At 74.0% G+C, this 14,392-nt stretch carries 11 protein-coding genes; 6 read left to right on the forward strand and 5 right to left on the reverse strand.

From position 1 onward, the window contains the following. A complete protein-coding gene (locus tag ACIQVT_RS04820) occupies window positions 1-672 on the forward strand; it encodes a class F sortase (protein WP_403747472.1) in 672 nt (223 codons plus the stop codon). Between the two features lie 55 nt (window positions 673-727). Here the strand turns inward: ACIQVT_RS04820 and ACIQVT_RS04825 are convergent, their stop codons facing one another. Both ACIQVT_RS04825 and lysX read right to left on the reverse strand, forming a co-directional pair. Then, window positions 728-1,573, reverse strand: a complete 846-nt coding sequence (locus tag ACIQVT_RS04825; RefSeq protein WP_403747476.1) for a polysaccharide deacetylase family protein — start codon at window positions 1,571-1,573, stop codon at window positions 728-730. Between the two features lie 92 nt (window positions 1,574-1,665). Then, window positions 1,666-4,944 carry a bifunctional lysylphosphatidylglycerol synthetase/lysine--tRNA ligase LysX gene (gene lysX / locus ACIQVT_RS04830; RefSeq protein ID WP_403747479.1) on the reverse strand — a complete coding sequence of 1,093 codons (3,279 nt, stop codon included), beginning with the start codon at window positions 4,942-4,944 and terminating at the stop codon, window positions 1,666-1,668. A 126-nt stretch (window positions 4,945-5,070) separates the two neighbouring features. On the opposite strand from lysX, the gene ACIQVT_RS04835 reads away from it, so the two are divergent. Further along, window positions 5,071-5,541 (forward strand): universal stress protein, encoded by a 471-nt coding sequence (locus ACIQVT_RS04835; RefSeq protein ID WP_403747481.1) that lies wholly within the window; start codon window positions 5,071-5,073, stop codon window positions 5,539-5,541. Window positions 5,542-6,509: 968 nt separating this feature from the next. Continuing rightward, the gene (locus ACIQVT_RS04840; protein ID WP_403747483.1) at window positions 6,510-7,934 is read left to right on the forward strand and encodes an amino acid permease; all 1,425 of its coding nucleotides are present in this window, start codon (window positions 6,510-6,512) and stop codon (window positions 7,932-7,934) included. Here the strand turns inward: ACIQVT_RS04840 and ACIQVT_RS04845 are convergent, their stop codons facing one another. After that, window positions 7,935-9,089 carry a CapA family protein gene (locus tag ACIQVT_RS04845; protein ID WP_403747486.1) on the reverse strand — a complete coding sequence of 385 codons (1,155 nt, stop codon included), beginning with the start codon at window positions 9,087-9,089 and terminating at the stop codon, window positions 7,935-7,937. It abuts the gene before it with no gap. A gap of 214 nt (window positions 9,090-9,303) precedes the next feature. Here ACIQVT_RS04845 and ACIQVT_RS04850 point away from each other — a divergent pair, with 214 nt between their 5' ends. The 3 genes from ACIQVT_RS04850 (at window position 9,304) to ACIQVT_RS04860 (ending at window position 11,321) form a co-directional block, all read left to right on the forward strand. Beyond that, window positions 9,304-9,852: a sigma-70 family RNA polymerase sigma factor gene (locus tag ACIQVT_RS04850; RefSeq protein WP_403747489.1), complete on the forward strand. Its 549-nt coding sequence runs from the start codon at window positions 9,304-9,306 to the stop codon at window positions 9,850-9,852. 157 nt (window positions 9,853-10,009) lie between these two features. Then, complete coding sequence (locus tag ACIQVT_RS04855; RefSeq protein ID WP_403747493.1) at window positions 10,010-10,516, forward strand: hypothetical protein; 507 nt, start codon at window positions 10,010-10,012, stop codon at window positions 10,514-10,516. A gap of 151 nt (window positions 10,517-10,667) precedes the next feature. Further along, window positions 10,668-11,321 carry a zf-HC2 domain-containing protein gene (locus ACIQVT_RS04860; protein WP_403747498.1) on the forward strand — a complete coding sequence of 218 codons (654 nt, stop codon included), beginning with the start codon at window positions 10,668-10,670 and terminating at the stop codon, window positions 11,319-11,321. A gap of 43 nt (window positions 11,322-11,364) precedes the next feature. On the opposite strand, the gene ACIQVT_RS04865 is transcribed toward ACIQVT_RS04860, so the two are convergent. Together ACIQVT_RS04865 and ACIQVT_RS04870 are read right to left on the reverse strand one after the other, a co-directional pair. Beyond that, window positions 11,365-12,228 (reverse strand): Fpg/Nei family DNA glycosylase, encoded by an 864-nt coding sequence (locus ACIQVT_RS04865; protein ID WP_403747502.1) that lies wholly within the window; start codon window positions 12,226-12,228, stop codon window positions 11,365-11,367. A gap of 53 nt (window positions 12,229-12,281) precedes the next feature. Further along, complete coding sequence (locus ACIQVT_RS04870; protein WP_403747504.1) at window positions 12,282-14,351, reverse strand: SpoIIE family protein phosphatase; 2,070 nt, start codon at window positions 14,349-14,351, stop codon at window positions 12,282-12,284. Window positions 14,352-14,392: the final 41 nt, after the last annotated feature.

Raw genomic sequence — 14,392 nt, forward strand, 5'->3', positions numbered from 1 at the left:
ATGTCTGCGTCCAGGCTGTCCGAGCTGGCCGAGGAGGAGGAACGGCGCAGGAAGCGCGCCCCCTGGGGGGTGATAGCGCTCGTCCTGCTGACCGGCCTGGCGCTGATGCGCAACGGGTCCGGCGAGTTCGACGTGGGCCCACCGCAGCCCGCGTCCGCGGCGGCCCCGGACACCGGGACCGCCCCGGAGACCTTCGCCGCCGCCCCCGCCACGCTGCCGTTCTCCGCCGTCGACCGGGTCCGGATCCCCGCCATCCAGGTGGACGCGCCGGTCGTGCCGGTCGGTCTCGACGCGGACGGCTGGGTCGCCGCGCCGCCGCCGGAGAACCCCGACACGGCCGGCTGGTTCACCGGCGCGGTCTCCCCCGGCGAGAAGGGCACCGCCGTCGTCGTCGGCCACGTCGACAACAAGCAGGGCCCCGCCGTGTTCTACGGACTCGGGGCCCTGAAGAAGGGGAACCGGGTGGAGATCGTGCGGCAGGACGGCCGGACCGCGGTCTTCGAGGTCTACGGGGTCGAGGTCTTCGAGAAGAACAACTTCCCCGGCGACCGCGTGTACGGCTCCAAGGGGACGCCGGAACTGCGGGTCATCACCTGCGGCGGCGGTTTCTCCAAGCAGAGCGGCTACGACGGCAACGTGGTCGTCTTCGCCCGCCTGGCCTCGGTCGGCTGAAGCCGCCGGGGCCCGGCGGGCGCACGGCCGGTCTCCCGGCGCCCCCGGGCGCGCGTCACACCCGCCGGCGGGGCACCGTCAGGTGGTAGCCGGAGTCCAGCAGGTACGGCAGGTACTCGCGGATCGCCTGGACGCTCTGCGAACGGTCGCCGCCGGCGTCGTGGGAGAGCACCACGACACCGGGGCCGGCGCCCTGCACCACCTGGTCGACGATGGTCTGGGTGCCGGGCACCGTCCAGTCGGTGGTGTCCACGGTCCAGGCCATCGGCTCCATGCCCATCTTCGCGCCCAGTTGGAAGGCCGCCCGGTTCCAGGCGCCGTAGGGCGCGCGGAACCACTGGGGGCGTTCGCCGTAGGTGTCCTCGATGACGTCGCTGGTGCGCTCCATCTCGGAGCGGATCTCCTTGCGGCCGAGGCTGGTCAGCAGGGGGTGCGTCCAGGTGTGGTTGCCGACGACATGGCCCTCGTCGGCCATCCGGGCCAGCAGCTCCCTGTTCTCGACGACGCACTCGCCGCACACGAAGAACATCGCCCGTACGTGGTACTTGGCGAGGGTGTCCAGGATGTGCGGGGTGTAGTTCGGGTTGGGGCCGTCGTCGAAGGTCAGCATCATGCGCCGGCCGTGTCCGGGGATCCGCAGGAAGGGTTCCTTGCGCACCTTGAGCTTGCGGGGCGCGGCGCGCGGCGGGCCGTCTCCGGTGAGCGGCTGGAGCCGGAAGGCGGAGGGTTTGAGCACCTGGCGGGCCTGCGGGCCGGCCACGGGGGCGGCGGCGGTCCGGGCCGCCTCCCCGTCGCCGCCCGTCAGCACGGTGCCGACGGCACCCGCGGCTCCCGCGGCTCCCAGAGCGGCGGCGCCTGCGAACAGCATCCGGCGCCGTGTGGGCAACTGATCCTTCTGCATGACTCATCAGTCGCCCCGTCGGGCCCCGGCGCACCACAACGGCACCGGTGCGGCGGCCCGATTGCACCCGGACAGCCGAGCGGACGACACTCTCAGCGGTGCCGGACGAGCGGGAAGGGCAGTGTCTCGCGGATGGTCAGTCCGGTGAGGAACATGACGAGCCGGTCGACGCCGAGGCCGAGGCCGCCGGTCGGGGGCATCGCGTACTCCAGGGCCTGGAGGAAGTCCTCGTCCAGTTCCATGGCCTCCGGGTCGCCGCCGGCGGCCAGCAGGGACTGCTCGGTGAGCCGGCGGCGCTGTTCGACGGGGTCGGTCAGCTCCGAGTAGGCGGTGCCGAGTTCGGTGCCGAAGGCGACGAGGTCCCAGCGCTCGGCGAGCCGCGGGTTGGTGCGGTGCTGCCGGGTCAGCGGGGAGACGTCGGTCGGGAAGTCCTTGTAGAAGGTGGGCAGCTCGGTGCGGTGTTCGACCAGCCGTTCGTACATCTCCAGAACGATGTCGCCGGGGCCGTCGTCGGGGGTGTACGGCACGCCGGCACGGTCGCACAGCCGGTGCAGGCGCAGTAGCTCGGTGCCGGGGCCGACGTCCTCGCCGAGTGCCTCGGAGAGCGCCCCGAACACCGTCTTCACCGGCCAGGCCCCGGAGATGTCGTACTCCGCGCCGTCCCTGCGCACCACCGGGGAGCCGAAGGCGGCGGTCGCGGCGGACTGGATCAGCCGGCGGGTGAGGTCGAGCATGACGTCGTAGTCGGCGTGGGCCTGGTAGGCCTCCAGCATCGTGAACTCGGGGTTGTGCTTGTGCGAGACGCCTTCGTTGCGGAAGGTGCGGCCCAGTTCGAAGACCCGCTCCAGGCCGCCGACGCACAGCCGTTTCAGGTACAGCTCGGGGGCGATGCGCAGGTGGAGGTCCAGGTCGTAGGCGTTGATGTGGGTGGTGAAGGGGCGGGCGTTGGCGCCGCCGTGGATCTGCTGGAGCATCGGGGTCTCGACCTCCAGGTAGCCGCGGTCCAGCAGGCCCTGCCGGAGGGCCTGGACGGCGGCGGAGCGGGCGCGGACGACGGCCCGGGCGTCGGGGCTGGTGAGCAGGTCGAGGTGGCGGTGGCGGACCCTGGCCTCGGGGTCGGTGAGGCCGCGCCGCTTGTCGGGCAGCGGGCGCAGGCACTTGCCGGTGAGCTGCCAGGTGGTGACGAAGACCGTGGGTTCGCCGTGGTCGCTGGGCCGGGCGTGGCCGACGGCGGTGATGTGGTCGCCGAGGTCGGTGTCGGCGGTGAAGCGGCCCGGTGCGGGGTGGGAGCCGTCGCGGGTGAGGGCGATCTGGTGGTCCCCGGACCAGTCGCGCAGCACGACGAAGACGATGCCGCCGAAGTCCCGGACCAGCATGACCCGTCCGGCGACGGTGACGTCGGCGCCGGTCGGCACGTCGGCGAGGGCGTGGGTGGGGGCGGCTGTGGCGACCGGGTAGGGGTCGGTGCCGCTGGCGCGCAGCCGGTCGAGCGTGCGGTGCCGGACGCGGACCTGGTCGGACAGGCCCGCGTCCGGGGCCGCGGGCCCGGCCCGGTCCCCTCCGTCGGGGCCGAGCGCCGCCACGGGCGGCGACCCCTCGGTGGTGGCGGGCCGTTGTCCGGTGCTCGGGTGCCCCTTTCCCCAGAGTTTGCGCAGGGACGGTACGGACACGAATCCCTCGGCGATGCCGGAGGCGAGCCCGATGCGGGCGAGGGAGGCGGTGTCGGCGTAACAGATGAAGCGCGGGTACCACTCGGGGCGGTACTTGGCGTTGGAGCGGTACAGCGCCTCCAGTTGCCACCAGCGGGAGAAGAACAGCAGCAGGCGGCGCCAGAGCCTGAGCACCGGGCCGGCGCCGATGCGGGCGCCCTCCTCGAACACCGACCGGAAGACGGCGAAGTTCAGGGAGATCCGGCGCACGCCGAGCTTCGGCGCGGCGGCGCACAGTTCGGCCACCATGAACTCCATCACCCCGTTGGGGGCGGTCCGGTCACGGCGCATCAGGTCCAGGGAGACGCCGTCGCGGCCCCAGGGGACGAAGGAGAGCAGGGCGAGGAGCCGGCCGTCGTCACCGAGCGCCTCGACGAGCAGGCAGTCGCCGTCGGCCGGGTCGCCGAGCCGGTCCAGGGCCATGGAGAAACCGCGTTCGGTCTCGGTGTCGCGCCAGGCATCGGCCTTGCGGACGATCTCCTCGGTCTCCACCGGGGTCAGGGCGGCGTGGCGGCGGACCCGGCAGGTGGCACCGGTGCGGCGGACCCGGTGCACGGCCTGCCGGGTGACCCGCATGTCGCGGCCGCCGAGGTCGAAGCCCGGGATGTGCAGGATCGCCTCGTCGCCCAGCTGGAGGGCGCCGAGTCCGGCGCGGGCGTAGGCGCGGGCGCCGTCCTCGGAGGCGCCCATCACAGCCGGCGCCCAGGCGTACCGGCGGGCCACGTCCAGCCAGGCGGCGATGGCCGGCGGCCAGGCCTCCGGGTCGCCGACGGGGTCGCCGCTGGCCAGGCAGACGCCGGCCTCGACGCGGTAGGTGACGGCGGCCTTGCCGCTGGGCGAGAAGACGACGGCCTTGTCGCGCCGGGTGGCGAAGTAGCCGAGGGAGTCCCGGTCGCCGTACGCGGTGAGCAGGGCGCGGATGCGGGCCTCCTCGTCGCCGTGCAGGGCGGCTTCCAGGCGCTGGGAGCGGAACAGCGCGGCCGCCGCGTTGAGCAGGGCGAGGGCGCCGAGCAGGCCGAGGACAAAGGTGACCCGGTGCGGCGGCCGGCCGTCGAAGGAGCTGTTGGAGACCAGCCCGCCGCACACCCGGTCGGCCGCCCAGGCGAGGTGCTGGCCCGCTGGGAGGGTGCCCGGGAAGAGCAGCACCAACCCCCAGCCGAGCAGGATCGCCACCGCCAGCCCGGCCAGCAGCACGACGAGCGCCCGGCGTACGGCGGCGCGGCGGGAGGCGGCGTAGAACTCCCGGCGGGCCGCGAGCAGCAGGAGCAGCAGGAGCGCGCACAGCACGAGGGACGGCAGTGACTCGGCGTACAGGCCGACGGCCGCGCCGAGCGCGTCGGTGAGGACCAGCAGCCCGAGGTAGACGACCACCAGCCACCAGGCGACCTTCTTGCGGGCGGCGGTGGCGCCGGCCAGCAGGAACAGGAAGACGGCGTAGGCCAGGTTGGCGCTGATCGGGACGAGCAGCAGGTCGAGGACGCGGACGACCGGCCGGAGCAGGCGGCGCAGCGGCGGGACGAACGCGAGCAGGGCGCACAGCAGGCCGAGAGCGGCGAACAGGGTCCCGAAGGCCTCCGGGACCCGGGCGAGGCGCCCGCCGGCCGGTGGGCGGGCCGGGGCCGTGGCGCCCCTGCCCGCGGCGGGCCCCGCGGTGGCAGTCATGGTTCCGACTGTAGGAAGGGGCGGCACGGGCCGCGCGTCGAGCGGCCGGCGCGGGCCGGTGGCGCGGGGCCGGGTCCGGGGCCCCGCGTCCCGGCGGGAGGGGGCCGTTCCGATAGCCTCACGGCCGTGACGGAACAGCACGAAGAGCGCTCGCACCGGTTCGAGCGGGGTACGGACGGACCGAAGGTCGTCCTGGTCGGGGTGGACGGTTCGGAGTCCTCGATGCGCGCCGCCGCGTACGCGGGCGGTCTGGCCCGGCGCCAGCACGCGCTGCTCGCCGTGGTGTACGTGCAACCGGTGCTCGCGGCCGGCGCGGCGCTCGGGGCGCCGGTGGCGGAGACCACCGACGAGATCGCCGACGAGTTGGTGGCGCAGATCCGGGAGGCCGCCGAGCGGCTGAAGGGGATATTCGAGGTGCGCTGGGAGTTCCACACCTTCCGCGGCGACCCGTACACCGGTCTGGTGACGGCGGCCGACGAGCTGAAGGCGGACGCGGTCGTGGTGGGCGCGTCGGAACAGGCCGGACATCGGATCATCGGCTCGGTGGCGGTCCGGCTGGTGAAGGCCGGCCGCTGGCCGGTGACGGTCGTCCCGTAACGATCGGCACCGCCGCCCCGGCGGTCTCGTGTCACTCACCCCGCCGGCGACACGCCTCGCCCGACGGACGGCCGTGACGACCAGCCGGCCCCCCCGCGGCGCAGCGCAGCGCGCGAAGCGCGAGACCGACGCGGTGGGCGACGACCGGACGACCGGAGGGGCGTGACGCCCTACCGCCATGCCCCCGTGCCGGGGGGCGCGCCGACCGGCGGCAGACGGACGCCCCCCAAGCGGGCGTGCGGCGGGCCTGGGCCCCAACGCCGTACCCCGCGCCGACCGGCGACAGGTGGACGCCCCCGCCGCACGCCCACCACCCTCCACCCCCGGCGGACAGCCGGAGGCGGGGCATCGCCATACCCCGCGCCGACCGCGACAGGCGAACGCCCCGCCACGGGGCCGCCAGCCCTGCCGCCTCCCCGAGTGGCCCGCCGCCCCCGTGCGACGGCGGAGGCGACCGGCCCGTACGCGGTGCGCGAGAGACGGACAGCCGAAGGGGCGTGGCCCCAACGCCGTACCCCGTCCGGGGGCCGCGCCGACCAGCGGCATGCGGACGCCCCCGCCACGCTCCCACCAACCCTGCCGACCCGCCCACCGCCCCCGTGCCGGCGGAGGGGAGGGGCCCCTGCCCGGTGGGCGACCGATGGACAACCGTCGGAGCGTGGCGCCCCGGCCCCGTGCCGGGGGTCGCGCCGGTCCGCGACGGGCCGGTGGCTCCGCCGTACCGCGGCCGCGAGTGCCCGGAGCTTGAGCTGCGGGGGCTGTTGCCGCATACCTGCGAGCCGTCGCGGGCGGTCCGAGCGGCCCGCCGTCCCGTGCGGGGGCGTATCGGGCCGGGGGCCCCGGGTTCGTGCGACCGGGATGGGTGCGGGACTGCGGGGTGGGACGTGCGTGGCGCCTTCCCTGGGGGGCGGCCCTGAGCCATCATGATCCGCCGTCAGCCGTTTGCCGTCGGCGAAGAGGTGAGGCGCATGGACCGGATCCGCGCGGGTGAGGGCATTCTCCGCCGCAAACCCATCGAACACATCGAGGACACCGAGGTCACCGAGGGCCCCCGGCTGGAGAGGTCGCTCGGGCTGTGGCAGCTCACCGCGATCGGGGTCGGCGGGATCATCGGGGCGGGCATCTTCACCCTCGCCGGCACCGTGGCCAACGGCACGGCCGGGCCCGCGGTGGTGATCTCCTTCCTGATCGCCGGTCTGGCGAGCGCCTGCGCGGCCCTGTCGTACGCCGAGTTCGCCGGGATGATCCCGAAGGCGGGTTCGGCGTACACGTACGGTTACGCGGTGCTGGGCGAGTTCGCGGGCTGGTTCATCGGCTGGGACCTGCTGCTGGAGTACACCGCGATCGTGGCGGTCGTCGCGATCGGCATCTCCGGCTACTTCGGCTTCCTGGTGACGGACATGGGCGCGCAGTTGCCGGCCTGGATGCTGGGCGCGCCCGGCACCGGGGCGGGGCACCGTGTCGACCTGTTCGCGATGGTGCTGTGCCTGCTGATCGCCTGGCTGCTCAACCTGGGCATGCGCAGCGCGGCCCGCTTCGAGACGTTCGTGGTGGCTCTGAAGGTGCTGGTGGTGCTGCTGGTGATCGGCGTGGGCGCGTTCCACATCGACAGCGGGAACTATCACCCGTTCTTCCCGTACGGCGTCAGCGGCGCGTTCGACGGCGCGGCGCTCGTGTTCTTCGCGGTGTTCGGCTACGACGCGATGTCCACGGCGGCCGAGGAGTCGAAGGACGCGCAGCGGCACATGCCGAGGGCGATCATCTACTCGCTGGCGATCTCGATGGTGCTGTACGTGGCGGCCTGCCTGGTGCTGACGGGCATGCAGAACTACCGGGACATCGACCAGGAGAGCGGTTTCTCCTCGGCGTTCAAGGCGGTCGGGCTCGGCGCCCTCGCGGACGTGATCGCGGTGGGCGCGATCATCGGCATCCTCACCGTGATGTTCACGTTCATGCTGGGCGTGACCCGGGTCTGGTTCTCCATGTCCCGGGACGGGCTGCTGCCGCGCTGGTTCGCCAAGACGCACCCCACCCGGCACGTGCCGACCCGGGTCACGTGGATCGTCGGGGCGGCGTCGGCCCTGATCGCCGGGCTCCTCCCGATCAGCGAGGTGGCCGAGCTGACCAACATCGGCATCCTGCTGGCGTTCGTGGTGGTGTGCGCGGCGGTGATCGTGCTGCGCTACCGGCGGCCGGAGCTGCCGCGCGCCTTCCGCACCCCGTGGATGCCGTTCCTGCCCGCGCTGGGCATCCTCTTCTCCGTCTGGCTGGTCACGCGCCTCCAGTGGCAGACCTGGGTCCGGTTCGCGGTGTGGTTCGTGATCGGCTGCGTGATCTACTTCGGTTACTCCTACCGGCATTCGTCGCTCGCCGACCGGCGGCCCGCCGAGTGATCACTCGGCCATGACCAGGCCGTCCTGGCCGGCGCCGCGGCTGAGCACCACGTCCCGGATCCGGTCGCGCACCCCTTCGAGGTCGGCGCCCTGGGCGACGGCCTGGTTCAGGTCGACGACCCGGCCGGCGTCGAGGTCGTACAGCTGGGGGACGAACTCGGCCTTGGTGACCCGCCAGGCGCCGCCCGGCCGGTCGGGCGGGGCGAAGGTGAAGCGGCCGAGCGTGGACTCGTTGCCGCGGGGGTCCTGGGCGCCCTCGCGGTTGTACATCTCGCCGGCGATCTGGTCGCCCATGCCGTAGATCACCCAGGTGCCGTTGACCTTCTCGTACGCCTGCGGGACGTGGGCGTGGGTGCCGAGGATCAGGTCGATGTCCGGGCGGCCGGCGGTGGCCGACGCGGTGAGCCGCTGGGCGAGGGTGAGCTGGAGCCGGTCGGGTTCGTCCTGCCATTCGGTGCCCCAGTTCACGGAGACCACGACCACGTCGGCGCCGGCCCGCCGGGCGGTACGGGCGTCGGCGACGATCCGGTCCGCGTCGATGAGGTTGACCGCCCAGGACGCGCCGTGCGGGGGCGGGTTGCCGTTGGTGCCGGCGGTGTAGGACAGGTGGGCGACCTTCGCCCCGCCCGCCCGCAGGAGGCTCACCGTGCGGGCCTCGGCCTCGCTGCGGGCGGTTCCCGCGTGCCGCAGGCCGGCCGCGTCCAGGGCGTCCAGGGTGCGGCGGATGCCGGTGGTGCCGTCGTCCAGGGCGTGGTTGGAGGCGGTGGAGCAGCCGTCGTAGCCGGTGGCGGCGAGGCCCTTGGCGATCTGCGGCGGCGACTTGAAGGACGGATAGCCGCTGTAGGCGCCCTCGACGCCGAAGACGGTCTCCATGTGACACAGCGCCAGGTCGGCGCGGGAGACGATCGGCCGGACACCGGAGAGCATCGGGCGGAAGTCGTGGCCGGTGCCGCCGGCGTCGTAGGAGGCCCGGTCGATGACGGAGGTGTGCGGCAGGACGTCTCCGGAGGCGACGAGGGTGAACCCGCGGGCCGCGGAGGGGGCCGGGCGCCCCTGCTGCGAGCCGGGGTCCTGCCGGTTGTGGTTCTGGCAGGCGGCCGCCGCCGTGAGCACGGCGGTCAGGGCCAGGGCCACCTGCTGTCTGCGTCCGATCATCAACTCACCCCAGGATTGTCGTATATGCAGACAAGGCCGTGACGGCATATGGGTATGAATCTGATGTGCCGGATAAACAGTCCGGGCCCTCCGATTAGCCCGTCCGGTGCCGCAGAAGCCGTTCGTCCGACCGTTCGCCGACCCGATCGACCGTCCGTCGCACGGCCGGGTCCACCCCCTGTCCGCCGGCCGGTCCCTGCGCTGCCATACGGCCATGACGGCCGGAACCTCACTCACCCACGGGACGACGACCGCCGGGCACGAGCTGGCCGCGCTCCAGCGCGAGCACGGCGGCCCCCTCTTCGCCCTGCTGCTCAGGCTCTGCGACGGAGACCGCCAGCGCGCCGAGGACCTCGTCCAGGAGACCCTGGTACGCGCCTGGCAGCATCCCGAGGCGCTGCACGCCGACGGCTTCGACTCCGTACGGCCCTGGCTGCTGACCGTCGCGCGACGGCTCGCCATCGACGCGCGGCGGGCCCGCCGGGCCCGGCCCCCCGAGGTCGGCGACGCGGTTCCCGAGGACGCCCGGGTGACCGCCGACCACGCGGAACGGGCCGCCGCGGCGCTCGACGTCCGGGAGGCTGTGAAGACACTCACGCCGGAGCACCGTGACGTCCTGGTGCTCGTGTACTTCCACGGGGCCAGCGTGGCGGAAGCGGCGCGAACCCTGGGGATCCCACCCGGTACCGTGAAGTCCCGCGCGTTCTACGCGCTGCGCGCCCTGCGCCGGGTCCTGCCCGGCTACGCGGCCGACCTGCGCTGAAACCGACGATCGGGTCAAGGCTCGGCAAAGCGCCTTGCTGCCGGCCCCCTTCCGGGCATGGGCTGTCCTCATCCGCGTTCCGCGCGGGGGCCGGGCCCGGGAGGCCCGGCCCGGGCGGCCGGGCGGCGCGCACGCACCGGAGGAAGGGCAGGAAAGGATGCAGCACAGAGGTCACGAGAGCAGGGGCGGTACCGACGACGGTGAACTCACCGTCCCGATGGCCTGGTTGTACGCCGAGTACATCGCCGACGAACTGCTGCGCACCGGCGATCTGATGCCGCCGACGTCCTTCGAGTTCCGGGCCGGCCGGGACGCGCTGGCGCTGACCGTGTTCCTGTCCGACACCGACGGCGAACTCTCCGGCATCCGGGTGATCTCGCAGCTGGAGAACTGGCTGTCGCTGACCGCCTACGACCAGCCGTGGCAGGACTGGGTGCGCGAACGGATGGCCGAGCTGACGGCTCCCTCCGGTCCGCCCTCGGCCGACCTGGCGCTGGCGGCGGACGCCTGGCGCTGGCTGGAGGAGACCGAGCTGCTCGCGCCCGACCTGGACGCGGTGCCCGGCGGCGGCGCGGTCGTCGGCGAGGACGAGGGGCCCAAGGTGTGGACGCCGGCCTGGCGGCTCGGACTGCCCCTGGGACACCTCGCGATCCACCTGTTCTGAACCTTCCGGAATTCACACCAATCCGCGGGCCGGACCGCTCCGAATCCCCTGTCCGCGATTCTGTGCGCGGCTTGAGTGATTCGGCGGTGCGCTGCGTACGGGTGGGAGCAAGGAGTAACCCCACCCGCACCCATAGGCACGAGGATTCGGCATGAGGTCCCTGGAAAGGCATCGCGACGTCGGCGCGTACGCGCTCGGCGTGCTGGACGAGGCGGAGGCCTTCCGCTTCGAGGACCACCTCATGGAGTGCCCCCGGTGCGCGGCACACGTGACCGGTTTCGGGCCCACCGCCCGGCAGCTGATGCTGTACCGGCGGGCCACCCCGCGCTTCGTGCACCCCATGACGCGCCCCGGCCCGCGCATGCTGGAGCGTCTGCTGGGCGAGCTGGCCCGGCGGCACCGGGCGCGGCGGCGCCGGCTGCTGTACGGCCTGGCCGCCTCGGTGGCGCTGGCCGTGGCCGGCCCGGCGGTCGTGGCCTTCACCGGCCACGCGGAGCCGGCGGCGCGCGTCATGGCGGCGACCGATCCCGACACCGGGGTGTGGGCGCGGGTCACATCCTCGGACGCGGGCTGGGGCAGCGACCTGCGGCTCGACATCAGGGACGGCTCCGGGCGGCACACCTGCCGGCTGGTCGCGGTCGGCCGCGACGGCACCGAGCAGGTCGTCGCCGGCTGGACCAGCCGCGGCGACGGCGGCCGGCCCACCACCGCGATGGGCGCGGCCGCGCTGCACCCCGGTCAGATCGCCCGGTACGAGGTCCGCACGGACGCGGGCGAACGGCTGGTCAGCGTCGGCGCGCCGTGACGGCACCGGCCGGGGGTCCCCCGGCCCGGCCACCCACCGGCGCTCACTTCAGCAACCGGGACAGCCGGCGGTCGGCGAGGGGCTTGCCGCCCGTCTGGCAGGTGGGGCAGTACTGGAGCGAGGAGTCGCTGAAGGACACCTCGCGGATCGTGTCCCCGCACACCGGACAGGGCTCACCGGTCCGGCCGTGCACGCGCAGACCACCGCGCTTCTCCGACTTCAGGCGCCCGGCGGCCACGCCCCGGGAGCGCTGGACCGCCTCGGTGAGCGTGCCGCGCAGGGCCTCGTACAGCCGGTGGGTCTCCTCCGGGGTGAGGGACGCGGCGAGCTTGAACGGGGACATCCGCGCCGCGTGCAGGACCTCGTCGCTGTAGGCGTTGCCGACACCGGCGAGCAGTGACTGGTCGCGCAAGGCGCCCTTCAGCTGCCGCCGCTCGCCCGCCAGCAGCGCGGCGAAGCGGTCCTCGTCGAAGTCGTCGGCGAGCGGGTCCGGGCCGAGGCGGGCGATGCCCTCCACCTCCCGCGGGTCGTGGACCACGTAGACGGCCAGGCGCTTCTGGGTGCCGGCCTCGGTGAGGTCGAAGCCCTCCCCCGTCTCCAGCGCCACGCGCAGCGCGAGGGGGCCCTTGCCGGGCTTCGGCGGGCCGTCCGGCAGCCGGTCGCGCCAGTGCAGCCAGCCGGCGCGGGCCAGATGGGTGACCAGGTGCGGTCCGGTGTCCGTCCCGATGTCCAGGAACTTGCCGTACCGGCGCACCGCCGTCACCCGGGCGCCTTCGACGGCGGTGACCGGCGGGTCGTACGTCTTCAGCACGCTGACGGCGACCGGCAGCACCCGCACGATCCGCAGGCCGACCAGGTGCTCGGTGAGGAAGTCCGTCAGCGCTTCTACCTCGGGCAGTTCCGGCATACGTCCAGGGTGCCATCCGGGACCGGGGACACCACGCCGCGCCGGGCCGGCCGCTACGGCACCCGGAACTCGCACCAGACGGCCTTGCCGCCGCCGCGGGCCTCCACGCCCCACACGTCGGCGAGACGGTCCACCAGGAGCAGACCGCGGCCGGAGACGCCCTCCTCCCCCGCCTCGCGGCGGCGCGGCAGGGCGCTGGAGGAGTCCTCCACCTCGATGCGCAGCCTGCGGTCACCGCCGTCCAGGGCCCGCAGGGTGACGATCGCGGAGCCCTCGGTGTGCATCAGCGCGTTGGTGATCAGCTCGTCGGCGACCAGTTCGACCTCGTCGGCGCGGTCGCGGGCGCCCCAGGCGCGGACGGCGTCCAGGATCATGTGCCGGGCCCGGCTGAGCGCGCGGGGGTCGCCGGGCGCCACGTGCTGCCGCAGCCGGCCCCGGGCGCGCGCGGCCTCGGGGGCGCGGCGGCGCAGCAGGAGCAGGGCCACGTCGTCGTCGCCGCCCTGCTCCTCGGCCAGCCGGATCAGCCGGTCGGCGAGGGCGCGCACCTCGTCCGGGCCGTCGCCGATGAGGGTGGCGAGCGCGCGCATGCTGTCGTCGAGGTCGGTGCCGGGCTGTTCGACCAGCCCGTCGGTGCACAGCAGCAGGGTGTGCCCGGGGTCCAGTTCGAGGGTGGAGACGGGGTACTCCAGCCGGCCGAACTCGGCGGACAGGCCGAGCGGCAGGCCGCCCTCGACGGGGACCCGGCCGCAGGTGCCGTCGTTGCGCCGGACCAGCGGGTCGATGTGTCCGGCGCGGACCATCTGGACGACGCCGGTGGCCAGGTCGGCCTCGGCGTACAGGCAGGTGGCGAAGCGGTCGGTGTCGAGCTCGTGGAGGAAGACGGAGGCGCGGGCCATGACGGCGGCCGGGGTGTGGCCCTCGGCGGCGTAGGCGCGCAGCACGATCCGCAACTGGCCCATGACGGCCGCGGCGTGCGTGTCGTGGCCCTGGACGTCGCCGATGACCGCGCCGACCCGGCCTCCCCCGGGCAGCGGGATGACGTCGTACCAGTCGCCGCCGATGTCCCGGCCGAGGGCGGCGGAGCGGTAGCGCACGGCGATGTCGGCACCGGGGACGCGGGGGATGGTGCGGGGCAGCATGGCCTGCTGGAGGCCCTGGGCGAGGTCCTTCTCCTGCTCGTACAGCCTGGCCCGCATCAGGCTCTGCGCGATGCTGCTGCCGAGCGCGACGAGGACGGCGCGTTCCTCGGCGGAGAAGCCCCGCCGGTCGTCGTAGAGCAGGCCCATCGCGCCGATCGGCCGGGCCTGGGCTATCAGCGGCAGGTAGGCGGCCGAGGTGATGCTCAGGTCGGTGAGGTGCGGCCAGAGGATCGGGTAGTCCTCGGCGAACTCCTCGGGCGACTCGATGAACCGGGGGCTGAGGGTGCGGACGACCTCGCTCATCGGGTACGGCTCGTCGATCCGGGTGACGCGGGTGCCGGGGACGAAGCTGCCCGCGGGGCCCTCGGCGACCAGCCGGATGCGGCCCGCCTCGACCAGGCCCATCACCAGGCTCGCCGCGCCGAGGTGGCGGACCCCGTGGGTGTCCTTGAGGACGTCGATGACGTCCTGGACGCTGCGGGCGTGGGCGAGGGCGGCGGAGATGACCTGGACCACACCGGTCTGCTGCCGGAATGCCTCGCTCCGGGCGGCTTGGTGGCTGCGCTCCTCGCTCTCGGCGAGTTCGTCGGTGGCGTCCCGGACGATGCCGACGACGCGGCGCGGGCGGCCCGTGTCGTCCCGCCGGATGTAGCCCTGGGTGTGCGTCCAGCGGGAGGAGCCGTCGCGGCAGCGGATGCGGAAGTAGGCGCCGTAGTTCTCGCTGCCGTCCTTGATGGCCCGGGAGACCACCGCGTCGAGCCGGGCGGCCTCCGGCGGCGGCACCCGGACGGCGAGGGTCTCCGGGCGGCCGTCGTACTCCTCGGGCAGCAGGTCGAAGACCGCGAAGGCCTGGGCGTCCATGTGGAACAGACCGGCGTCCAGGTCCCAGTCGAAGCTGCCCATGCGGTTGAGCGCCAGGATCGGGTCCGGGTGGGCGGGCCACTCCTGCGGGAGTGACAGGGCTCTCGCTCCCCGATCAGCCATGCGCCCACCTTGCCAGCATTTGCCGGATTCTTCGAGTGCGG

This window comes from Streptomyces sp. NPDC100445, from assembly GCF_044759735.1.
Classification (GTDB): domain Bacteria; phylum Actinomycetota; class Actinomycetes; order Streptomycetales; family Streptomycetaceae; genus Streptomyces.